This is a genomic window from Streptomyces sp. TLI_105 (assembly GCF_900105415.1).
GTDB lineage: Bacteria > Actinomycetota > Actinomycetes > Streptomycetales > Streptomycetaceae > Streptomyces.
This window is the reverse complement of sequence record NZ_FNSM01000001.1, coordinates 6,625,871-6,647,223: the sequence shown is the minus strand read 5'-3', so window position 1 is coordinate 6,647,223 and position 21,353 is coordinate 6,625,871. Positions and strand designations below refer to the sequence as shown.

The following is a 21,353-nucleotide window of genomic DNA, read 5'->3' as shown; positions in this document are numbered from 1 at the left end:
CTTGTTTGGTGGCAATATCGCAGCAGTTGACGGCTCAGAGGGGAACGCGCAGCGCCCCTTCGATGAGAGCGGCGGCCTCCCGGGCGTCCCCGCAGCCGCTCGCGAGGAGCTGCTCCCGCACCTGCGTCAGCCGGTCCCGCAGCCGCCGCGACTCCATCCCCCGCGCCCGCTCCGTCATCTCCACCGCCGTGCGCGCCGCCTCGTCGGCCTCCCCCTGCCGCAGCTCGATCCGGCACAGCATGGCGAGCCGGTGCACCCGGCCCCGGTCGTGCGAGGGCGTGCCGACCGCCGCCGAGGCGTGCTCATGGGCGGCCTCCAGGTCGCCCAGGCCGAACAGGGCCTCCGCCACCTGGACGTTGACGAACCCCGGCTGGACATAGCCCGTCTCGACCGGCTCCTCCCCCGGGCTGATCCGCTCCGCCGCCGCCTCCGCCCGCCGGATGCAGGCCAACGCCGCGGACCGGTCGCCCAGACGCGCGTACGCCTTCGCCTGCATCGCCGTCAGATCGGCCGCGAGCGCCGGGGTGATCTGCCGCCCCGCCGCCCGCAGCGCCGCCTCCGCGAACGCCACCGCCTGCCGGTGCTCCCCCATGAACAGCGACTGGTTGACCAGGAGCGCGATCACGTACGCCCCCAGCCCCCGGTCCCCGCTCGCCTTCGCGAGCCGCAGCGCCTGGTGGAAGTAGCGCTGGGCGAGACCGTGCGCGTCCGCGTCGTAGGCGCAGATTCCGGCCACCGCGACGAGCCCGCCGGCGGCACGGTGCAGACGCCGCCCCAGCGCGTCGCCGTACGCGCCCCGGAGCAGCGGCGCGGTCTCGGTGTTGAGGAAGCCGACGATCCGCGCCCGGGTCGCGATGCCGCCGGCCCTGCGGTACATCTGCTCGTAGTGCGAGCGGGCGGCGCTCAGGACCGCGATGTCGGCCGCCGAGACCGTCGTCCGGCCCGTACGCGAGACGTCCACGTCCTCCGGCGGGTTCTCCCACTCCCACACCGGCATCACCGCCTGGGTGCCGGTCACCGCCGGGGCGGACACGATGTGCGGCCGCTGCTGCTCGTCGGAGCGCCACAGCGCGGCCGCCCGCTCCACGAAACCGGACAGCGGCGACCCGGCGGCCGGCGGCGGACCGCCCGGCACCCCGAGGCCGATGTCGTCCAGGGTCACCTGCCGGTGCAGCCGGGCGGCGAGCACCTCGCAGATCAGGTCCGGCACCTGGCCGCGCGGCCGCTGCCCCTTCAACCAACGGGCCACGGCGGTGTGTTCGTACCGCAGGGCGAGACCCCGGGCCCGGCCCGCCCGGTTCACATGGGCGGCCAGGCCGGCGTTCGAGACGCCCGCTTCGTCGAGCAGGGCGTCGAGCAAGGTGTTGGGCTGCATGGCCGCTCCGGTTCGCATGGCCGCTCCGCTCGGTGAACTCAGCGTAGCGGTGGCTGAATTCATACGGAGCGAACCGAACAGAAGCCCCCCGTACCGGTGATTTCGCACGGGGTGTGAACGAAGTACCCGTTCTCCCGGGCCGCGTACTCTGCCACGCCCGCCCCGGCCCCGGTTGACTGTGCTTCTCGCCGCAAGGCGACGACCGGGCCGCCGGCTCCCCCTCGTACAGTGCGGCCGCCCGGTCCGCGTCGCCCGCCCCGCTGATCTGCCCGACACTCCGTGGCGGGGCGGGCGGCGCCGGCCCCGCCCCTCCGCTCAGCGGTGGGAGGAGGGAGCGGGCCGGGGTCGGCGCAGCCCGGGTTCGGCGGGCTGCGCCGGCACCCGGACACGGTCGTTGCGCACGACCAGCAGCGCGATGTCGTCGGCGAGCCGGCCGCCCGTGTGGTGCAGCAGCTCCGCGTGGACCCGACGGACCAGGGCGGCGGGCGCCTCGCCCGGCATCCCGGCCAGCGCGGCGTCGAGCGCGAAGAACCGGCCCCGCTGGTCACGGGCCTCCTCCGCGCCGTCGGTGTGCAGGACCAGCGTCTCGCCGGGCAGCAGCCGGGCCGCCGTGTACGGCACGATGCCGGCGGGCAGCGGCAGCACCCCGAGCGGGGGCAGCGGATCCCCCACCGCGAGCCGCTCCGCCCGCTTCCCGAGGCGGTACGGGCCGGGGTGACCGCAGTTGAGGACGGCGAGCCGTCCGTCGGAGCGGACCTCCACGAGCAGCAGGGTGACGAACTCCTCCGCCGCCGGATGCTCGGGCTCCGCCCCGGCCCTCGCCGGGTGTTCCTCCCGCGCCCGCTCCCGCAGATGACGCTCCAGGGCCCGCTCGAGCCGCCGCAGCACCCCCGCGAGTTCGGGCTCGTCGTGCGCGGCCTCGCGGAAGCTGCCGAGCACCGCCACCACCGCGCCGAGCGCGGGCAGCCCGTGGCCCCGGACGTCCCCGATCACGAGCCGCACCCCGTAGGGGGTGGCCACCGCCTCGTACAGGTCCCCGCCGACGGACGCGCCCCGGGAGGCGGAGAGCTGCCCGGCGGCCAGCGCGAGGCCGTCGAGACGGGCCGGCAGGGGGCGCAGCAGGACCCGCTGGGTGGCGGCCGCGACGGCCCGGACGCGGGCGAGTTCCCGCGCGAGCCCGTGCCGGACGCCCAGCACCATGCCGAGACCGACGGTGAGGAAGACGACGCTGGTGGCGATCCGCATGGGCAGCCCGGGCTGCCGGGCCAGCGGGCAGCCGTACTTCCACGCCACGGCCACGGCGCCCCACGTGGTGGGAAGAGCGAGCGGGGCCAGCCGGCGGAGCCGGGAGCCATCGGCGAGCAACGACCTGGTACGGATCATGCACGGCCCTTCCCGAGCCCCGACAGCGCCCGGAAGCGCTGCGGCACACAGGTCCGCCCCTGCGGCCGCGTCGATTCTGCCGACCGCGTGGGGCGCCATGGAACAGCCCCCGGCAATCTCACCCGAAGGAGTGAGCACCCCCACCGCGCCGCCCTTCGCCAGGGCTTCGCCACGCGCACGGACGGCCGGGCCCGGGGCAGGCGTGCGGTTTCCGGCTCCCGCGAACGGCGGAGGGCCGCCCCGGGGAATCCCCGGGGCGGCCCTCCTGGTGGTACCGCGGTGCGTCAGGCGCCGCGCAGGACGGCGCCCGTGCGCTCGGCGGCCAGGGCCACCGCCGCGTCGCGGGCCGCGCTGGCCTCGTCGACCGTCAGCGTGCGGTCCGAGGCGCGGAACTTCAGCGCGTACGCCAGGGACTTGCTGCCCTCGCCGAGCTGGTCGCCGGTGTAGACGTCGAACAGCCGGATGGACTCCAGGAGTTCACCCGCGCCCTCGGTGAGGGCGGCCTCGACCTCGGCGGCCGGGACGTCCGCGGCGACGACCAGGGCGACGTCCTGGGTGGCGACCGGGAAGGAGGAGATCCGGGGGGCCTTCACGGGGCCCTCGTTCGCCTTCTCCAGGAGGTCCAGGTCGATCTCCATCGCGCAGGCGCGGGCCGGGAGGCCGAACGCCTTCACCACGCGCGGGTGGAGCTCGCCGGCGTGGCCGACGAGGACCTTCTCGCCGTCCACCTCGACGTGGAACGCGGCGCAGCGGCCCGGGTGCCAGGGCGCGTGCTGGTCGGCGCTGATGATCAGCTCGACACCCGCCTCGGCGGCCACGGTCCGGCCGGCCTCGATCGCGTCCGCCCAGTCGGACGGACGGCCCTTGCCCCACCAGCCGGCCTGCTCGCGCGCACCGGCGAGGACGACGGCGGCGCGGCGCGGCTGCTCGGGCAGCGCGGCGTTGACCGAGGCGATCTCCTCGTCGGTGGGGCGGCGGTCGACGCCCAGGCGGACGGCGACGCCCGGCTGGCCCTCGGTCGGCCGGAAGACCAGACCGGTCTCGAAGAGCGCCAGGTCGTGGCTGCCGCGGCTGTCGTTGCGACGGAGCGCGCCGAGCAGGCCCGGGAGCAGCGTCGTACGGAGCGCGGGCTCCTCGTCCGAGAGCGGGTTGACCAGCTTCACGAGGCGGCGACGGGCGTCGTCCGCGTCGAGACCGAGGTGGTCGAGGGCCTGCTCGCCGATGAACGGGTAGTTCAGCGCCTCGACGTAGCCGGCGCCGGCCAGGGCGCGGCCCACCCGGCGGTGGACGCGCTGGCGGTCGGTGAGCCCGCGGCCCGCCGGGGGCTTGGGCAGCGTGGAGGGCAGGTTCTCGTAGCCCTCCAGGCGGATGACCTCTTCGGCGAGGTCGTTCGGCACGTAGAGGTCGGGACGCCACGACGGGACGGTGACGACGAGCTCGTCCTGGCCGTAGACGTCGCAGCCGACCTCCTGGAGGCGGCGGACGACGGTCTCGCGGCCGTAGTCGACGCCCGCGACCTTGTCGGGGTGGTTCGCCGGCATCGTGATGGTGTGCGGCGCGGAGGGGGCGGCGATCTCGGTGACGCCGGCCTCGGCGGTGCCGCCCGCGAGCAGCACGAGCAGGTCGACGCAGCGCTGCGCGGCAGCGGCGGCGGCCTGCGGGTCGACACCGCGCTCGAAGCGCTTGGACGCCTCGGAGGACAGCTTGTGGCGGCGGGCCGTGCGGGCGATCGAGATCGCGTCGAAGTGCGCGGCCTCGATGACGACCTCGGTGGTGCCGGTGACGATGCCGGTCTCCGGGTCGGTCACCGGGTCGGCGATCTCGGTGTTGGCGCCGCCCATGACACCGGCGAGGCCGATCGGTCCGCGGTTGTCGGTGATGACCAGGTCCCCGGAATCGAGGACGCGCGCGGTGCCGTCGAGGGTGGTGAACTTCTCGCCGGCGGCGGCGCGGCGGACCCCGATGGGGCCGTCGATCCGGCTGCGGTCGTACGCGTGCAGCGGCTGGCCGAGCTCGATCATCACGTAGTTGGTGATGTCGACGGCGAGCGAGATCGGGCGCATGCCCGCCTTCTGCAGGCGGCGCTGCAGCCAGATGGGACTGCGGGCCTCGGGGTCGAGACCGACGACCGTACGGGCGGTGAAGCGGTCGCAGCCGATCGGGTCGGCGATCTGGACCGGGTAGCCGTACGAGTTCGGCGCGGGCACGTCGAGGAGCGCCGGGTCGCGCAGCGGCAGGCCGTAGGCGGTGGCCGTCTCACGGGCGACACCGCGCATGGAGAGGCAGTAGCCGCGGTCCGGGGTGACGGCGATGTCGAGGACCTCGTCGAACAGCTCCAGGAGGACCGTGGCGTCGGTGCCGACCTCGTGCTCCGGCGGCAGCACGATGATGCCGTGCGTGCCGTCGTCGCCCATGCCGAGCTCGTCGCCGGAGCAGATCATGCCCCGGGAGACGCGGCCGTACGTCTTGCGCTCGGCGATCCGGAAGTCACCGGGGAGCACGGCGCCGGGCAGCGCCACGACGACCTTGTCGCCCTCGGCGAAGTTCCGGGCGCCGCAGATGATCTCCTGGGGCTCGCCGGTGCCGTTGGCCTGGCCGACGTCGACGGTGCAGAAGCGGATGGGCTTCTTGAACTCCGTCAGCTCCTCGATGGTGAGGACCTTGCCGACCACCAGCGGACCGGTCAGGCCGGCGCCGAGCCGCTCGACGGTCTCGACCTCGAGGCCTGCCGAAATGAGCTTGGCCTGGACGTCGCGGCCGGTCGCCGTCGCCGGCAGGTCGACGTACTCCCGCAGCCAAGAAAGCGGGACCCGCATCAGATCTCCATCCCGAACGGCCGGGTGAACCGGACGTCACCCTCGACCATGTCTCGCATGTCTTCGACGTTGTGGCGGAACATCAGCATCCGCTCGATGCCGAACCCGAAGGCGAATCCGCTGTACTTCTCGGGGTCCACACCGGCGGCGACGAGAACCTTCGGGTTGACCATGCCGCAGCCGCCGAGCTCGATCCAGCCCTCGCTGCCGCAGGTGCGGCAGGGACGGTCCGGGTTGCCGACGGACTCGCCGCGGCAGACGTAGCAGAGCATGTCCATCTCGGCGGACGGCTCGGTGAAGGGGAAGAAGTTCGGCCGCAGGCGGGTCTTCATGTCCGGGCCGAAGAGCGCCTGGACCATGTGGTCGAGGGTGCCCTTGAGGTCGGCCATGGTCAGGCCCTCGTCGACGGCGAGCAGCTCGATCTGGTGGAAGACCGGGGTGTGCGTGGCGTCGAGTTCGTCGGTGCGGTACACGCGGCCGGGGCACACCACGTAGACCGGGGGCTCCCGGTCGATGAGGGTGCGGGCCTGGACCGGCGAGGTGTGCGTACGGAGCACGACGCCGGACTCGTCGCCCGTGGTGGCCTTTCCGTCGGGGGAGGTTCCCTGGACGAAGAAGGTGTCCTGCATCTGCCGGGCCGGGTGGTCCGGGACGAAGTTGAGGGCGTCGAAGTTGAACCACTCCGCCTCGACCTCGGGACCCTCGGCGACCTCGTACCCCATGGCGACGAACACGTCGGAGACCCGCTCCATGAGCGTGGTCAGCGGGTGCCGGGCGCCGGCCGGGACGCGGTCGTACGGCAGGGTGACGTCGACGGCCTCCTCCACGAGGACGCGGGCGTCGCGCTCGGCCTCCAGCTCGGCCTGGCGGGCGGCGAGCGCCTTGGAAACGACGCCGCGGGCCTGGCCCACGACCTTTCCGGCGGCGGCCTTGGCCTGGGGAGGCAGGGCGCCGATCTCCCGGTTGGCGAGCGCCAGCGGCGAGGTGCCACCGGTGTGCGCCGTCTTCGCGTGCGCGAGCGCGTCGAGGTCGCCCGCGGCGGCGAAGGCGGCGAGCGCCTCGTCCCGCATGCGCTCGATCTCTTCCGGTTTCAGTGCCTCGACCTCAACCGGGTCGTACGACTTATTGGGTGCGGACATCTCTTCCCGTGCTTCCGTTGGCTGGCTGGGCGGCCCCGCTCGACGTCAAGGGCGCAAACGTGCCAAAGGACGAGTCTAACGGGGCGCGGGGACGCGAATGAGCCCGTGGGCAGGCCGAACGGCTCCTGATCTCGTGCGGTCTCGACTGCTGAGACGTCAGAGGAGGTGGGCCGGGGTGCCGACGGGCAGGATAAATCGGAACTCGGCCCCGCCACGGGGGCCCCGTCCGACGGTGATGGTGCCGCCGTGGGCCTCGACGACGCCCTTGACGATGTAGAGGCCGAGGCCGGTGCCGCCGCGTTTGCTGCCCCGCCAGAAGCGGGTGAAGACGCGGCTCATCGACTCTTCGGGGATGCCGGGTCCCTCGTCGCTCACGGTGACCTCCGTCCCCTCTTCCCCGTCGTCGCCCAGCGTGGTCGGTGCCACCTCGATGGTGACGGTTCCCTCGCCGTGGCGCACCGCATTTTCGAGGAGGTTCCCGAGGATCTGGTCGATCTTGTCGGGGTCGGCCCAGAGCGCGGGCAGCTGTGGCCTGATCCGTACGAAGAAACGGTCGGGGGACTGGCCGGCGGTGGTGTGCACCTGGATGTGCCGGCCGACGGCGGCGGCGATGTCGACGGGCTGGCGGCGCACTTCGAGGCGGCCGGAGTCGATCCGGGAGATGTCGAGGAGTTCGGCGATGAGCCGCTTGATGCGGCCCGCGTCGGCGTCGACCGTCTCCAGCATGAGCCGCTTCTGCTCGTCGTTGAACCGCTCCCACTTGTCGAGGAGGGTGGCGGTGAAGCCCTTCACGGAGGTCAGCGGCGAGCGCAGTTCGTGGGCGACGGTGGCGATGAGCTCGGCGTGGCTGCGCTCGGTGCGGCGGCGCGCCTCGGTGCCGCGCAGGGAGACCACGACCCGGCGGACGGGTCCGGTGGGGTGCTCGCGGACGTACCGGGCGGAGACGAGGACCTCGCGGCCGCCGGGGAGCAGCAGGTTGCGCTCGGGCTGGCCGCGGCGGGTGGAGAGTCCGCCGTACGGATCGGTCAGCGCCCACCAGCGGCGTCCCTTGAGGTCCTCCAGGGGCAGCGCCTCGTCGAGGGGGAGGCCGAGGGCGCGGTCGCCGGGGACGGCGGTGATGCGGGCGGCGGCGGCGTTGAAGCGGACGACGCGACCGGTCTCGTCGGCGATGACGAGACCGTCGGGCAGGTCGTCGGGGTCGATCCCGGCGAAACCGGCCGCCTCTGCCGGGCCCGGCGCGGCGCCGGGTCCGGCCGGTTCCGGGGTGTGCGGGGCGCCGGGCCCGGACGGCTCCGGGGCGTGCGGCGTGGTGCTCCGTGCCTGTGCGGGACTGTGCGTGCCGACCGTCATCCCCGTATCCCACCCCTCCGTGTAGCGCAGTGGGCCCCCGAGTGCGTCACTCTACTGGGCGGGGAGGGCGGATTGGACCCCTCAGGCGGAGGTTCGGGGGCGCTGGGCACGGGCGGAGGCGTACAGGCAGACCGCGGCGGCGGTGGCGAGGTTGAGGCTCTCGGCCTTGCCGTGGATCGGGACGCGGACGACGGCGTCGGCGAGCGCCCGGGTCTCCTCGGGCAGCCCCCAGGCCTCGTTGCCGAAGATCCAGGCGGTGGGCCCGCCCATGGTGCCGGCGTCGAGCTCGTCGTCGAGGTCGTCCTGTCCGGCCCCGTCGGCGGCGAGGATCCGCACGCCCGCGCTCTTGAGTCCGGCGACGGCCTGCTCGACGGGGACGCCGACGGCCACCGGGAGGTGGAAGAGGGAGCCGACGGAGGCGCGGACGGACTTGGGGTTGTAGAGGTCGACGGAGGCGTCGGTGAGGACGACGGCGTCGGCGCCGGCCGCGTCGGCGCAGCGCAGCACGGTGCCGGCGTTCCCGGGGTCGCGGACGTGCGCGAGGACGGCGACCAGCTTGGGCCGGGCCGCGACGATCTCCTCGAACGGCGAGTCGAGGAACCGGCAGACGCCGACGAGGCCCTGCGGGGTGACGGTCTGGGAGACCTCGGCGAGGACGGCGTCGGAGGCGAAGTGGACGCGGGCTCCCGCGGCGCGGGCGGCGTCGACGATCGCGGTGTAGCGCTCGGCGGCCTCGACGGTGGTGAACAGTTCGACGAGGGTGGGCTCTCCGCCGGGGCCGCGGTGGTCGACGGCCTCGCGGACGGCCTGCGGGCCCTCGGCGATGAAGAGGCGGTCCTTGCCCCGGAAGTTGCGCTTGGCGAGCCGCCGGGCGGCGACGACGCGCGGGGAACGCGGGGAGATCAGCTCGGGGGTGGACATGTGCCTGCGGCTCTCTGACTCGTCGGGTACGTCGGCTGAAGGGCGGTCAACGCGCCGGACCCGCAGGCGTGAGGCCTGCGGGTCCGGGCAGAGGTACTGCGGCCTGGAAGATCAGGCGGCGACCTTCGGGGCGTTGACGTCGGCCGGGAGGGCCTTCTGCGCGACCTCGACCAGCGCGGCGAACGCGTTGATGTCGTTGACGGCCAGCTCGGCGAGGATCTTGCGGTCCACCTCGATGTTGGCGGCCTTCAGACCCTGGATGAGGCGGTTGTACGTCATGCCGTTCTGGCGGGCAGCGGCGTTGATGCGCTGGATCCACAGCTGACGGAAGTCGCCCTTGCGCTTCTTGCGGTCGTTGTAGTTGTAGACCAGCGAGTGGGTGACCTGCTCCTTGGCCTTGCGGTACAGGCGCGAACGCTGACCGCGGTAGCCGGAGGCCGCCTCGAGGATCGCCCGGCGCTTCTTGTGGGCGTTGACTGCCCGCTTGACGCGTGCCACTTTTAACTCCTTGTAGCGGGGTCGTGGTGGTCCTCACACGACCCGAAATACGAATGGTTCCCGGTCTCTGCCGGATGCCCCCGTCGCCGGGGGCGGGAGATCAACTCAGATGCCCAGCATCTTCTTGATCTTGGCGGCGTCACCCGGGGCCATCTCGGCGTTGCCGGTGAGGCGACGCGTCAGCTTGGACGACTTGTGCTCGAGCAGGTGGCGCTTGCCGGCGCGCTCGCGCAGGATCTTGCCCGAGCCGGTGACCTTGAAGCGCTTCTTGGCACCGGAGTGCGTCTTGTTCTTCGGCATCGCGCCGTATCTCCTCGTCAGTGGCGCTCCCGCCCGGTGCGAACACCGGACATCCGGGAGCGTCAGTTCTTCGTTTGGTGGTTCCGGGCGGGGCCCGGGGCTGCCTGGTTGGCAGCCCGTGGGGTCACGCCTCGGGGGTCTCGACCGGAGCCTCGGCCTCGGCGACCGGAGCCTCGGCGACCGGGGCCTCGGGGGCCTCGTCGGAGGCGACGCCCTGGCGCTCGGCCTTGCGTGCGGCCTGGGCCTCACGCGCCTCGGCCATGGCCTCGGTCTTCTTCTTGTGCGGGCCGAGAACCATGATCATGTTCCGGCCGTCCTGCTTCGGGTTGGACTCGATGAAGCCAAGCTCCTCGACGTCCGACGCCAGCCGCTGAAGCAGTCGGAAACCGAGCTCGGGGCGGGACTGCTCACGACCACGGAACATGATCGTGATCTTGACCTTGTCGCCCTGCTTCAGGAACCGGACGACGTGACCCTTCTTGGTGTCATAGTCGTGCGGGTCGATCTTCGGCCGGAGCTTCATCTCCTTGATGACCGTGTGCGCCTGGTTCTTGCGCGCCTCACGGGCCTTCATGGCCGACTCGTACTTGAACTTCCCGTAGTCCATGAGCTTGCACACGGGCGGACGGGCGTTCGCCGCCACCTCGACCAGGTCGAGGTCGTACTCCTGTGCGAGCTCCAGGGCCTTGGCAAGCGGAACAATCCCGACCTGCTCGCCGCTGGGTCCGACAAGTCGCACCTCGGGAACGCGAATCCTGTCGTTGATGCGGGGCTCGGCGCTGATGGATCCTCCTCGGTAGCACCACGCGACCGCCTGGCGGACGAACGCGCACTGTCTGTTTCTGACCAACCGAGCCGGCACGTGAAAAACGCCCCGGACGGGACACAGGCGGGGCTCCACGGAAATACCGGAGCACCGCCGCGGTCAACCGCGGGGCGCGCATCGGGCGGCTCCATCGTCCGTACGGAACGATGGGCGCCACCTGACCGGTGACCCGCCACCCGCGAGGGTGGTCAGGTGGGAGTACGGAGCCTCCACTTGTGGGCCGGACACAGAGATGTCCAGCCGGTCGTTACACAAGGTTAGCAGGACCCGGCGGTCTCCGCGAACCGTGGAGCGGCATATCGTGTGGGGCATGAGCGAGACGCCCCAGAACGAGTCCCCGGACTCCCCCGAAACCCCCGACTTCGAATCCATGACCCGCGACATCGCCGAGGTCCCGGCGGTCGAGGTGATCGTGACCGTCGCCGTCAACCTGATGAGCGCCGCCGCCGTGAAGCTCGGGCTCACCGAGGAGGGCGACAAGCACAAGGACCTCGACGAGGCGCGCAAGCTGGTCCACGCGCTCGCGGGCCTCCTGGACGCCGGCGCGACGGAGGTCTCCTCCTTCCACGCGGCTCCCCTGCGGGACGGCCTGAAGTCCCTCCAGCTCGCCTTCCGCGAGGCCTCCCTGATCCCGGACGAGCCGGGCCAGGGACCGGGCGAGAAGTACACGGGGCCGGTGTACGGCTAGGGGTTCCTCGCGCTAGACGTTCTTCACGTAGAAGGGCTCGCCGGGAGGCGTGGCCGAGGCCGGCAGGAGTGCCAGGTCGAGGCCCCGCACCAGGCGGGCCCTCAGTGTTTCGTCGGCGGCCAGGGCGCGGGCCACGCGCTGGGCCGCCTCCGCCGGGGAGGCGTCCGCGGCGAGGACCAGCGCGACCGTGCCGTCGGCGGTGCCGGGGCCCAGGTGGGCGCGGAGCACCGCGGGCTCGGCGGCCACGACGGCGCGCACGGCTTCCCGTACGGCCGGGTCGTCGAGCGGGTCGGTGCTGGAGCGGCCCTCGGCGAGGGCGAGCAGCGCGGAGCCGGTCACCTGGTACGGCACGGGGCCGGCCAGGTCCAGGACCAGGGTGTCGGCCTTCTCGTGGACGAGGGCCGCGATCGCCTGGTGGACGGGGACGGCGACGGGCCGGGCCTGCGGGTCCCAGAGGGCGAGCGAGGCGATCGAGGTGAAGGCCGGCAGGGCCCGCCGGTCGCCGGCCGTCAGGGTGGGGACGGCCATGTCGCTCGTCTTCTCCTGCTTCAGCCCCGTCTCGGGGTCGATCTCGACCTCGCCGAGGACGGCGACCACGGGTACGAGCAGCCGGGCCTCCTTCAGTGCTTCGAGGACCGGGCCGTGGGCGGTTCTGTCCTCCGCCCAGGCCGCGAGGGCCGCGGCGAGCCGCGGGTCGGCGGTGCCGTCGTCTTCGGAGAAACCGGGGTCCGGGATGTTCTTGAGCGCCACGCACCGAGCCTAGCCGCCGGGTCCGGGCGCCCGGCTAGGAGGTCCGGTGGGCGCGCCGGAGCATCACGGCGGTGAGGAGGAGCAGGGCGCCGAGACCGCCGGCGACGGGGGCGAGCAGACCGAGGGGGTGGCTCTCCTCGGCGGCGGGGAGGGGGCCGGGCCCGAAGTAGCGGCCCTGGTAGCCGGTGGCGGTGCTCTTGGGGTCGCCGGCCTTGATCCGGCGGCCGGCGGTGATCGCGGCGGCCGGGTCGACCGTCCCGTACCCCTTGGCGTCGCTGCGTCCGCCCTTCGGCCGGTTGCGGGCGGTGTCGATGAGCAGCCGCTTGATCTGGGCGGGGGTGAGGTCGGGGTGCGCGGAGCGGACGAGGGCGACGGCCCCGGAGACGAACGCGGCGGCGGCGCTGGTGCCCCAGCCCTCGTAGTAGCGGCGGTCGGGGTCGGCGATGACGATGTCGTCGCCGGGGGCGCTGACGGTGGCGTACCAGCGGCGGGTGGAGAAGGAGGCGTGGGTGCCGTAGCGGTCCACGGCGGCGACGGCGATGACGCCGGGGTAGGCGGCGGGGTACGAGATGTGGTCGCCCTTCTCGCCGCCGTTGCCGGCGGAGGCGACGACGGAGACGCCCTTGGCGAGGGCGTACTGGACGGCGGCGTCCTCGCCGGCGTCGGGGTGGGCGGACTTGGAGTCGTCGCCGAGGGACAGGTTGATGACGTCGGCGCCGTGGTCGGCGGCCCAGCGGATGCCTTCGGCGAGGGCCGTGCCCCGGGTCTTGCGGGCCTTGTCGCGGGCCTTGTCGGTGGACTCCAGGATGACCCGCACGGGCAGGATGCGGACGTCGGGGGCGACGCCGAGGACGCCGTCCTGGCCGCCGGGGCCGTGGCCGTGCCCGGCGATGATGCCGGCCATGGCGGTGCCGTGCCGGGCCCAGGCGCGGTCGCCCTTGGACGCGCCGAAGCCGATGAGGTCGCGTCCGGTGAGGACCGAACCCGCGAGGTCCGGGTGGCCGGCGTCGACGCCGGTGTCGAGGACGGCGACGGTGACGCCGTGGCCCTTGGTGGTGCGCCAGGCCTCCGTGGTGTGGAGGGCTTCGAGGCCCCACTGGCGGGCCCGGATGGTGTCGGCGTGGGCGGGGGCGGTGGTGGCGGGCAGGACGGAGAACGCGGCGGCGAGCAGGGCGACCGCGCCGCCACGGGTCCGGCGGTGGGCGGGTCGGGTCACCGGGCGTTCTCCTTGGCGGCCGTGGTGGCGGCCGTGCGCAGCAGTCGTACGAAGCGTTCGGTGATGCCCTTGGCCTCGTGGCCGAGACCGGACTGGGCGGTGGCGTCGGTACGGTGCGCGCCGAAGGCCTCGGCGGCGGGGACGGGGCCGCCGTCGACGGCCCGGCCGTCGGCGAAGCCGGAGACGGCGGAGACGACGACCGGCAGGTCGGCGGGGGCTTCCAGCCACCAGGCGGCGCGCTGCGGGGCGCCGAAGCGGGCGGCGACGGTGCCGGTTCCGGCGAGGGCCGGGGGGACGTCCGTACCGAGGCGTACGACGAGGTCCTGGCCGAGGGTGCGCTGGGTGGCGGCGTCGGCACGGGTGAAGACGAGGCCGACGGTGATCACGCTGCTGGCGGTGGCGTCGGTGTACGTGGCGCGCAGGACGCGCTCGCAGCCGAGCGGTTCGACGGTGGCGCGGAGGCCCTTGGCGAGGACGGCGGGGGTGCAGGGGGCGTCGGGGGCGACGACGATCCGGGTCCAGGTGCGGTCGGCGCCGCCGGGGCCGGCGCCGGGTCCTGCGAGGGTGCGGGGGAAGAGGGTGTCGACGGGGGCGTTGTGCCAGAGGTCCTTGGCCTCGGTGTACCCGACGGGTTCGACGGGCTTCCCGGGCTCGGAGGCGGCCAGCCACACGCCGGCGAGGGCACCGCCGATGAGCCCGAACCCGAGCACGGCGCAGGCGGCGACGGCGAGGGTCCGCCCGGGACGCCGCTCCCGCACGGGCCGCAGCCGCGTGGTGATCTCGACGGGCACCTCGGGCGGGAGCGCGCCGGGCCCGCGGTACGGGGCGGCGGCGCGGACCGCCACGTGAGGAGGCACGCCGGGGCGCCCGGCAGGGGCGCCCGGGGACCGAACGGGGGCGGCGGGCCCGCCCGGGCCGGGTGCGGCTCGGCCGTGTGCGGCCGCCGCCCCGGCGGGCAGGGCTGCGGGCCGGCCGGGGCCGACCGGGGCCACGGCAGGGGCGGACGCAGGCCGCGCGGGACCGGCCGGAGGCCCGGCAGGGGCGGACACGGGCCGCGCGAGACCGGCCGGAGGCCCGGCAGGGGCGGTCGTCGGCCCTGCGGGCCGGGCAGGACCATCGGCCTGCCCGAAAGGGACGGCCGCGGGCAGGGCCTGGCCGTCGGCGGGCTCGTCAGGGGCGGCCCCGCGCCACACGGGGGCGGCGGCGGGCCGCTCGGGGGCGTCCATCGGCCTTGCGGGGGCGCCTGTCGGCCCTGCCGGGGCCGTCGTGGGCCGGGGCGGCGCAGCCATGGTTCCGGCGGGGACGGCATCGCGAGGGGCGCCCGAGACCGTGGGCCCGGCAGGGGCACCCGCGGGTCGGCCGGGGCTGGACGCCGACTGGGCACCGGGGCCCGTGGGGGACGACGTGGCCCGGCGCGGCGCGGTCACCGCGTCCGCAGGGGCGGGCGTGGGCAGCACTGCGCTGCCCACGGGCGGTCCTGCGGGCCGAGGCGGGACGGCAGCCTGCGCGGACGTCGTCGGGGCGGGCGTCGGCCAGTGGGGCGGCGAGGGCGGAGCGGCCGCCGGCGCCGGTGCCCCCGGGCGGGACGGAGCGGCCGCCGATGCCGGCGCCCCCGGACGGGGCGAAGCGGGGGCCGATGCCGGTGCCCCCGGGCGGGGCGGAGCGGTCGCCTGTGTCGGCGGGCCGGAGGGCCGGTCCGTCGCCGGGATCGGGCGGAGGCGGGTCGTGGTCTCGACCGCCGGGAGGTCCGTGGCGTCCGGGGCCGGGAGCAGGGCGTCCGTGATGCGGGAGGTCATGGGACGGTGCTCGCCGGTCATCCCCGTCCCCCCGCTCGTGTCGACAATGCCCGTCACTCTACGGGCTGTTCCCCCGCGCACGGGAACCCAGGGGCTACCCACCCCCAAACCTGTCTGGCAAGCTCGGGCCATGACTCCCCGTGCCGCCGACCGGGCCCGTTACGACCGGGCCACCGCTCATCTCGACGCGCCCGTGGCGATCGTCGACCTGGAGGCCTTCGACGCCAACGCGGCGGACCTCGTGCGCCGGGCCGGGGGCAAGCCGATCCGGGTGGCGAGCAAGTCGGTCCGGTGCCGGGCGCTGCTTGAGCGGGTGCTGTCGCGCGACGGGTTCGCCGGGATCATGTCGTTCACGCTGGACGAGTCGTTGTGGCTCGCCCGTGCCGGGTTCGAGGACGTGCTGCTCGCGTATCCGTCGGCGGACCGGTCCGGGTTCGGGGAGCTCGCGCGGGATCCGAAGCTCGCCGCCGCCGTGACCGTGATGGTGGACGACGTGGCGCAGCTCGATCTGATCGACGCGGCCCGCGCGGACGGGACGGAGGAGGTGCGGGTCTGTCTGGAGCTGGACACGGCGCTGCACCTGCTCGGCGGGCGGATACGGGTCGGGGCCCGGCGCTCGCCGCTGCGGGAGCCCGCCCAGCTCGCCGAGCTGGCCCGTTCCGTGGTGCGGCGGCCGGGCTTCCGGCTGGTCGGGATCATGGCGTACGAGGGGCATGTCGCCGGTGTCGGGGACGCGGTCGCGGGCCGGCCGCTGCGCTCGCGGGCGATCCGGCTGATGCAGTCCGCCGCCCGCAAGGAGCTGGCGGAGCGCAGGGCGGCCGTGGTGCGGGCCGTCCGGGCGGTGGCGCCGGACCTGGAGTTCGTGAACGGCGGCGGCACCGGGAGCGTGCAGCACACGGCCGCCGAGGACGCGGTGACGGAGATCGCCGCGGGCTCGGGGCTGTTCCTACCGCGCCTCTTCGACAACTACACGTCCTTCAGCGGGCGTCCGGCCGCGCTCTTCGCGCAGCCGGTGGTCCGCCGCCCGGGTGTGGGCGTGGTGACGGTGCTCGGCGGCGGCTACCCGGCGTCGGGTGCGGCGGGTCCGGACCGGCTGCCCGTCCCGTACCTGCCCGAGGGGCTCCGGTACGACCCTCAGGAGGGTCCCGGTGAGGTGCAGACCCCGCTGCTCGGCTCCCCCGCCGACGATCTGCGGATCGGCGACAAGGTCTGGTTCCGGCACGCGAAGGCCGGGGAGCTGTGCGAGCGGTTCGAGAGCCTGCACCTGGTGGAGGGCGATCGCGTCACGGCGACCGTGCCCACGTACCGGGGCGAGGGACGCACCTTCCTCTAGGGGAACACCGTGTCCGGCTGGTCCGGGACGACGCTGCCGTCGGGGCGGCGGACGGGGGCCGTCGTGCCGTCGCTCGTCGTGTAGCCGGTGGTGGCGCACGGGTACGGCGCCGCCCTGCGCTTCTTGGGCTCGATGAACATGGGGTTGACGAGCCAGCGGCCGTCGCCGTTCTCGTACGCCCGGCACATGAGTTCGTTCTTGTTGCGGTTGAGGACCAGGCGCAGCCCGGTGGCGTCCCGCAGGAAGGAGACGTCGGTGTCGGAGTCGCCGGCGGCGAAGACCTGGCGGCGGTCGGCAGGCTGGACGCGCTCGGCGGCGGGGCCGCGGACGCCGAGGATCTCCTGGTTGATCCAGCAGCGCTTGCCGTCGATGTAGGTGATCATCGTGTCCTCGCCGTCCCGGACGGTGCCGCAGCCCTTGAGGTGGGTGGTGAGGCGGCCGTGGTCGGTGGTGTTGCGGATGCCGAGGGCGTGGGAGGGGTCGACGCCGACGCCCTTCGCCCAGACGTCGACGACGGGTTCGGGCGAGGCGGAGACGATCCAGACGTCGAAGCCACCGTCCTGGAGGGCGCGGATCAGGTCGCGCTGCTGGTCGTAGTAGCGGACCCAGCCGGTGACCTGTGCGGTGCCGACCCGCTGGGTGGCGCCCTGCGGGGCGGCGAGGTTCTCGGCGCGGGCGGCGGCCGCGAAGGAGGCCGCCTGGCGGGTGGTCCAGCCGTGCAGGAGCTGGGCGAGCCAGGCGTACTGGGGCTCCGTGCGGCGGTGGTCGTGGCCGGCGAAGGCGGTCTTCCCGCCGGTGGTCGCACCCGATCCGTACACGGAGAGCAGTTCGTCGGCGCAGTCCGTGTCGGTGGCCGTGGGGAGGGTCCGTACGCCGGTGGGGCAGGCCCGGCCGAGGGCGGTCGCGGCCTCGGGGGTGAGGTGGCGGCTGGTGGTGGACCAGTCGCCGTCCTTCGGGGGCCGGATGCGGTCGTTGCGCAGGAGCCAGGAGAAGGTGGCGTCGCCGACGTCGTTCTTGACGACGGTGTTGTCCCAGTCGAAGACGGCGACGGGTTTCCTTCCCCGGGGCCCCTTGTCGCCGCAGTGGTCGGCGATGAGGGCGTCGATGCGCGCCTTGTTGTCGCCGTACCAGCCGTCGGAGATCTTCAGGGCGGGGCATCCGGCGGGCTTCGCCCCGGCGTTCGCCGCGGGGAGGAGGCCGGTGGCGGCGAGGGCGAGGGCGGCCGCCGCGGCGGAGGTGCGGAGCTTGCCGTTCATGAACACTCTCCTGGGTGTACGCGGACAGCCGGGCGCCTTGCGACGCCCGGCTGTCGGGTGGGGGAACGGGGTGGCGGCGGTGAGGGTCTAGAGGGGGGTCACGTACGCGCCCGAGATGCCGCCGTCGACGAGGAAGTCGCTGGCGTTGACGAAGGAGGAGTCGTCGCTCGCGAGGAAGGCGACGGCGGCGGCGATCTCCTCGGCCTCGGCGAAGCGGCCGACGGGGATGTGGACGAGGCGGCGCGCGGCCCGCTCGGGGTCCTTGGCGAAGAGCTCCTGGAGGAGCGGGGTGTTGACCGGCCCGGGGCAGAGGGCGTTGACGCGGATGCCCTCGCGGGCGAACTGGACGCCCAGCTCGCGGGACATGGCGAGGACGCCGCCCTTGGAGGCGGTGTACGAGATCTGGCTGGTGGCGGCGCCCATGATGGCGACGAAGGAGGCGGTGTTGATGATGGAGCCCTTGCCCTGGCGGCGCATGTAGGGCAGGGCGGCCTTGCAGCAGAGGTAGACGGAGGTGAGGTTGACGTCCTGGACGCGCTTCCAGGCCTCCAGTCCGGTCTCCAGGATGGAGTCGTCGTCGGGGGGCGAGATGCCGGCGTTGTTGAAGGCGATGTCGACGGAGCCGTAGGTGTCGAAGGCGACCTTGAAGAGGTTCTCGACCTCTTCCGGGTCGGTGACGTCGACCTGGACGAAGGTGCCGCCGACCTCCTCCGCGGCGGCCTTGCCGGCGGTCTCGTCGATGTCGCCGCAGACGACGTTGGCGCCCTCGGAGGCGAGGCGGCGGGCGGTGGCGAGGCCGATGCCGCTGCCGGCGCCGGTGATGACGGCGGTACGGCCGACGAGGCGGCGGCAGATGATCTCGTTGCTCACAGTGCGGGACCCTCCGTGCTGATGAAGACGTTCTTGGTTTCGGTGAAGGCGGTCAGGGCGTCGGGGCCGAGTTCGCGGCCGAGGCCGGACTGCTGGTAGCCGCCGAACGGGGTCCAGTAGCGGACGCTGGAGTGGGAGTTGACGGAGAGGTTTCCGGCCCGGACGGCGCGGGAGGCGCGCAGGGCGCGGCCGACGTCCCGGGTCCAGATCGAGCCGGAGAGGCCGTATTCGGTGGCGTTGGCGAGGCGGATCGCGTCGGCCTCGTCCTCGAAGGGGAGGACGACGGCGACGGGTCCGAAGATCTCCTCGACGGCGCAGGGGGCGTTCTCGGCGACGCCGGTGAGGACGGTCGGCGGGAACCAGAAGCCGGGGCCCTCGGGCGCCTTGCCCCGGATGCCTGCTGCGTGCTCGGCGGCATCCGTGACGTAGGAGCGGACGCGGTCGAGCTGGGCGCGGGAGATGAGCGGGCCCATCTGGGTGCGCTCGTCGGCGGGGTCGCCGACGACGATCTCCTCGATGGCGGGGGCGAGGAGCTCCAGGAAGCGGTCGTACGCGCTCCGCTGGACGAGGATGCGGGTGCGGGCGCAGCAGTCCTGGCCGCTGTTGTCGAGGAAGGACATCGGAGCCGCCGCCGCCGCGGCCTCCAGGTCCGCGTCGGCGAAGACGATGTTGGGGCTCTTGCCGCCGAGTTCGAGGGTGACCCGCTTCACCTGGTCGGCGCACTTCGCCATGATCGACTTTCCGACCCTGGTGGAGCCGGTGAAGACGATCTTGGCGATGCCGGGGTGCTCGACGAGGGCGTTCCCGGCGACGGGGCCGGTGCCGGGCAGGACCTGGAAGAGGCCCTCGGGGAGGCCCGCTTCGAGGGCGAGTTCGGCGAGGCGGAGCGCGGTGAGCGGGGTGGTCTCGGCCGGCTTGAGGAGGACGGCGTTGCCGGCGGCGAGGGCGGGTGCGGTGGCCCAGGCGGCGATCGGCATGGGGAAGTTCCAGGGGGCGATGACGCCGACGACCCCGAGCGGTTCGAGGATCGTGATGTCGAGGCCGCCGGCCACCGGGATCTGGCGGCCGTTGAGGCGCTCCACTCCCCCGGCGGCGAAGTCGAGCAGGTCGCGGACGTTGCCAGCCTCCCAGCGGGCGTTGCCGATGGTGTGGCCCGCCTCGGTGACCTCCAGGCGGGCCAGTTCCTCGATGTGGTCGTCGACGACGGCGGCGAAGCGGCGGAGCAGCCGGGCCCGGTCGGCGGGTGCGGCGGCGGCCCAGCCGCGCTGGGCGGCGCCGGCGCGGGCGACGGCGGCGTCGACGTCGGCGGGGGTGGCGGCGGGGACGGTGGCGACGGGTTCCTCGGTCGCCGGGTTCAGTACCTGGAGCAACTCGTTCCTCTCAGAGGTGGCGCAGAGGCGTTCAGTGGCGTTCGAAGGAGCGGCGCAGCTCCCAGTCGGTCACCGCGGCGTCGAAGGCGTCGAGTTCGACGCGGGCCATGTTGCGGTAGTGGGCGACGACCTCGGCGCCGAAGGCGGCCTTGGCGATCTCGCTGGTCTCCCAGAGTTCGGCGGCCTCGCGCAGGGTGGTGGGGACGTGCGCGTACTCGGCGGTGTACGCGTTCCCCGTGCAGGGCGGGGGCAGTTCGAGGCGCTGCTCGATGCCGTACAGGCCGGCGGCGACCAGGCCGGCGACGGCGAGGTAGGGGTTGACGTCGCCGCCGGGGAGGCGGTTCTCGAAGCGGGTGGAGCGGCCGTGGCCGACGACCCGGAGCGAGCAGGTGCGGTTGTCGTGGCCCCAGGCGACGGCGGTGGGCGCGAAGGAGCCGGGCTGGAACCGCTTGTAGGAGTTGATGTTCGGGGCGTAGAGGAGGGAGAAGTCGCGGAGGGCGGCGAGCTGTCCGGCGAGGAAGTGCCGCATGGTCTCGGACATGTGGTGCTCGTCGTCCCCGGCCATCACGTTCTCTCCGTCGGCGTTCTGGAGGGAGAGGTGGATGTGGCAGGAGTTGCCCTCGCGTTCGTTGTACTTCGCCATGAAGGTGAGCGAGAAGCCCTCCTGGGCGGCGATCTCCTTGGCGCCCGTCTTGTAGACGGCGTGCTGGTCGCAGGTGACGAGGGCCTCGTCGTACTTGAAGGCGATCTCGTGCTGGCCGGGGTTGCACTCGCCCTTCGCGGACTCGACGGTGAGTCCGGCGCCGGCCATCTCGTTGCGGATGCGGCGCAGGAGCGGTTCGATGCGTCCGGTGCCGAGGACGGAGTAGTCGATGTTGTACTGGTTGGCGGGGGTGAGACCGCGGTAGTTCGCGTCCCAGGCCTGCTCGTAGCTGTCCTTGAAGACGATGAACTCGAGCTCGGTGCCGACGTGGGCGGTGAGGCCGAGCTCCGCGAGGCGCTCCAGCTGGCGGCGGAGGATCTGGCGGGGCGCGGCGACGACGGGGGTGCCGTCGGCCCAGGCGAGGTCGGCGGTCACCATGGCGGTGGCGTCGTTCCAGGGGAGGCGGCGGAGGGTGGTGAGGTCGGGGTGCATGGCGAAGTCGCCGTAGCCGCGGTCCCAGGAGGACATCTCGTAGCCGTCGACGGTGTTCATCTCGGTGTCGACGGCGAGGAGGTAGTTGCAGCCCTCGGTGCCGTGGCCGAGGACCTCGTCCAGGAAGAACGGTGCGGCGAACCGCTTGCCCTGCAGTCTTCCCTGCATGTCGGGGAAGGCCAGGACGACGGTGTCGATCTCGCCGCTCGCGACGAGGGCGCGCAGCTCCTCGACGGTGAGCGGGGGTGTGCGGTCTGCCACGGGATTGCTCCTCCTTCGGCCTGCCGGGAGCCATAAGGTATTGCGGAAGACCATTGCTTGGGAAGTACCG

At 73.6% G+C, this 21,353-nt stretch carries 18 protein-coding genes; 2 read left to right on the top strand and 16 right to left on the bottom strand.

Annotated elements, in window-relative coordinates:
- Window positions 1–34: 34 nt before the first annotated feature.
- From BLW86_RS30400 to infC, 9 genes are all read right to left on the bottom strand, one after another.
- Window positions 35–1,375 (bottom strand): NsdA family TPR-like regulatory protein, encoded by a 1,341-nt coding sequence (locus BLW86_RS30400; protein WP_093877001.1) that lies wholly within the window; start codon window positions 1,373–1,375, stop codon window positions 35–37.
- A gap of 315 nt (window positions 1,376–1,690) precedes the next feature.
- The gene (locus BLW86_RS30395; protein WP_093877000.1) at window positions 1,691–2,758 is read right to left on the bottom strand and encodes a PP2C family protein-serine/threonine phosphatase; all 1,068 of its coding nucleotides are present in this window, start codon (window positions 2,756–2,758) and stop codon (window positions 1,691–1,693) included.
- A 284-nt stretch (window positions 2,759–3,042) separates the two neighbouring features.
- Complete coding sequence (gene pheT, locus BLW86_RS30390) at window positions 3,043–5,574, bottom strand: phenylalanine--tRNA ligase subunit beta (RefSeq protein WP_093876999.1); 2,532 nt, start codon at window positions 5,572–5,574, stop codon at window positions 3,043–3,045.
- Window positions 5,574–6,713: a phenylalanine--tRNA ligase subunit alpha gene (pheS, locus tag BLW86_RS30385; protein WP_093876998.1), complete on the bottom strand. Its 1,140-nt coding sequence runs from the start codon at window positions 6,711–6,713 to the stop codon at window positions 5,574–5,576. The genes pheT and pheS overlap by 1 nt, the downstream gene beginning before the upstream one ends.
- Before the next feature lie 156 nt (window positions 6,714–6,869).
- A complete protein-coding gene (locus tag BLW86_RS30380) occupies window positions 6,870–8,063 on the bottom strand; it encodes a sensor histidine kinase (RefSeq protein WP_093876997.1) in 1,194 nt (397 codons plus the stop codon).
- Between the two features lie 81 nt (window positions 8,064–8,144).
- Window positions 8,145–8,984 (bottom strand): TrmH family RNA methyltransferase, encoded by an 840-nt coding sequence (locus tag BLW86_RS30375; protein WP_093876996.1) that lies wholly within the window; start codon window positions 8,982–8,984, stop codon window positions 8,145–8,147.
- Window positions 8,985–9,095: 111 nt separating this feature from the next.
- Entirely contained in the window at window positions 9,096–9,482 is a 387-nt protein-coding gene (gene rplT / locus BLW86_RS30370; RefSeq protein ID WP_056566486.1) for a 50S ribosomal protein L20, read from the bottom strand.
- 105 nt (window positions 9,483–9,587) lie between these two features.
- The gene (gene rpmI / locus BLW86_RS30365) at window positions 9,588–9,782 is read right to left on the bottom strand and encodes a 50S ribosomal protein L35 (RefSeq protein ID WP_015032399.1); all 195 of its coding nucleotides are present in this window, start codon (window positions 9,780–9,782) and stop codon (window positions 9,588–9,590) included.
- A 124-nt stretch (window positions 9,783–9,906) separates the two neighbouring features.
- A complete protein-coding gene (gene infC, locus BLW86_RS30360; protein WP_093876995.1) occupies window positions 9,907–10,632 on the bottom strand; it encodes a translation initiation factor IF-3 in 726 nt (241 codons plus the stop codon).
- Window positions 10,633–10,918: 286 nt separating this feature from the next.
- Here infC and BLW86_RS30350 point away from each other — a divergent pair, with 286 nt between their 5' ends.
- Window positions 10,919–11,296 (top strand): DUF1844 domain-containing protein, encoded by a 378-nt coding sequence (locus BLW86_RS30350; RefSeq protein ID WP_030691940.1) that lies wholly within the window; start codon window positions 10,919–10,921, stop codon window positions 11,294–11,296.
- A 12-nt stretch (window positions 11,297–11,308) separates the two neighbouring features.
- Here the strand turns inward: BLW86_RS30350 and BLW86_RS30345 are convergent, their stop codons facing one another.
- From BLW86_RS30345 to BLW86_RS30335, 3 genes are read right to left on the bottom strand one after another with little or no spacing between them, the layout of a single operon-like run.
- The gene (locus BLW86_RS30345) at window positions 11,309–12,046 is read right to left on the bottom strand and encodes an SseB family protein (RefSeq protein WP_093876994.1); all 738 of its coding nucleotides are present in this window, start codon (window positions 12,044–12,046) and stop codon (window positions 11,309–11,311) included.
- Between the two features lie 34 nt (window positions 12,047–12,080).
- Window positions 12,081–13,262, bottom strand: coding sequence for a type VII secretion-associated serine protease mycosin (gene mycP, locus BLW86_RS30340; RefSeq protein ID WP_093876993.1), 1,182 nt, complete (start codon window positions 13,260–13,262; stop codon window positions 12,081–12,083).
- On the bottom strand, window positions 13,259–14,119 hold the full coding sequence (locus tag BLW86_RS30335; protein ID WP_256341722.1) for a hypothetical protein: 861 nt from the start codon (window positions 14,117–14,119) through the stop codon (window positions 13,259–13,261). The genes mycP and BLW86_RS30335 overlap by 4 nt, the downstream gene beginning before the upstream one ends.
- Window positions 14,120–15,188: 1,069 nt before the next feature.
- On the opposite strand from BLW86_RS30335, the gene BLW86_RS30330 reads away from it, so the two are divergent.
- Window positions 15,189–16,391 carry an amino acid deaminase/aldolase gene (locus BLW86_RS30330; RefSeq protein ID WP_093876991.1) on the top strand — a complete coding sequence of 401 codons (1,203 nt, stop codon included), beginning with the start codon at window positions 15,189–15,191 and terminating at the stop codon, window positions 16,389–16,391.
- Here the strand turns inward: BLW86_RS30330 and BLW86_RS30325 are convergent.
- The 4 genes from BLW86_RS30325 to BLW86_RS30310 all read right to left on the bottom strand — a co-directional run bounded on the left by BLW86_RS30325 (window position 16,388) and on the right by BLW86_RS30310 (window position 21,283).
- A complete protein-coding gene (locus BLW86_RS30325; protein WP_093876990.1) occupies window positions 16,388–17,647 on the bottom strand; it encodes a haloacid dehalogenase-like hydrolase in 1,260 nt (419 codons plus the stop codon). The genes BLW86_RS30330 and BLW86_RS30325 overlap by 4 nt on opposite strands.
- Before the next feature lie 87 nt (window positions 17,648–17,734).
- The gene (locus BLW86_RS30320) at window positions 17,735–18,517 is read right to left on the bottom strand and encodes a 3-oxoacyl-ACP reductase (protein ID WP_093876989.1); all 783 of its coding nucleotides are present in this window, start codon (window positions 18,515–18,517) and stop codon (window positions 17,735–17,737) included.
- Window positions 18,514–19,887 carry an aldehyde dehydrogenase family protein gene (locus BLW86_RS30315; RefSeq protein WP_093876988.1) on the bottom strand — a complete coding sequence of 458 codons (1,374 nt, stop codon included), beginning with the start codon at window positions 19,885–19,887 and terminating at the stop codon, window positions 18,514–18,516. The genes BLW86_RS30320 and BLW86_RS30315 overlap by 4 nt, the downstream gene beginning before the upstream one ends.
- Window positions 19,888–19,918: 31 nt before the next feature.
- Window positions 19,919–21,283 (bottom strand): glutamine synthetase family protein, encoded by a 1,365-nt coding sequence (locus BLW86_RS30310; RefSeq protein ID WP_093876987.1) that lies wholly within the window; start codon window positions 21,281–21,283, stop codon window positions 19,919–19,921.
- Window positions 21,284–21,353: the final 70 nt, after the last annotated feature.

What these genes read in the sequence shown, in the direction of transcription:
- BLW86_RS30400 (WP_093877001.1), bottom strand. Translation starts at nt 1,375, where the DNA reads ATGCAGCCCAACACCTTGCTCGACGCCCTGCTCGACGAAGCGGGCGTC.
- BLW86_RS30395 (WP_093877000.1), bottom strand. Translation starts at nt 2,758, where the DNA reads ATGATCCGTACCAGGTCGTTGCTCGCCGATGGCTCCCGGCTCCGCCGG.
- pheT (WP_093876999.1), bottom strand. Translation starts at nt 5,574, where the DNA reads ATGCGGGTCCCGCTTTCTTGGCTGCGGGAGTACGTCGACCTGCCGGCG.
- pheS (WP_093876998.1), bottom strand. Translation starts at nt 6,713, where the DNA reads ATGTCCGCACCCAATAAGTCGTACGACCCGGTTGAGGTCGAGGCACTG.
- BLW86_RS30380 (WP_093876997.1), bottom strand. Translation starts at nt 8,063, where the DNA reads ATGACGGTCGGCACGCACAGTCCCGCACAGGCACGGAGCACCACGCCG.
- BLW86_RS30375 (WP_093876996.1), bottom strand. Translation starts at nt 8,984, where the DNA reads ATGTCCACCCCCGAGCTGATCTCCCCGCGTTCCCCGCGCGTCGTCGCC.
- rpmI (WP_015032399.1), bottom strand. Translation starts at nt 9,782, where the DNA reads ATGCCGAAGAACAAGACGCACTCCGGTGCCAAGAAGCGCTTCAAGGTC.
- BLW86_RS30350 (WP_030691940.1), top strand. Translation starts at nt 10,919, where the DNA reads ATGAGCGAGACGCCCCAGAACGAGTCCCCGGACTCCCCCGAAACCCCC.
- BLW86_RS30330 (WP_093876991.1), top strand. Translation starts at nt 15,189, where the DNA reads ATGACTCCCCGTGCCGCCGACCGGGCCCGTTACGACCGGGCCACCGCT.
- BLW86_RS30325 (WP_093876990.1), bottom strand. Translation starts at nt 17,647, where the DNA reads ATGAACGGCAAGCTCCGCACCTCCGCCGCGGCGGCCGCCCTCGCCCTC.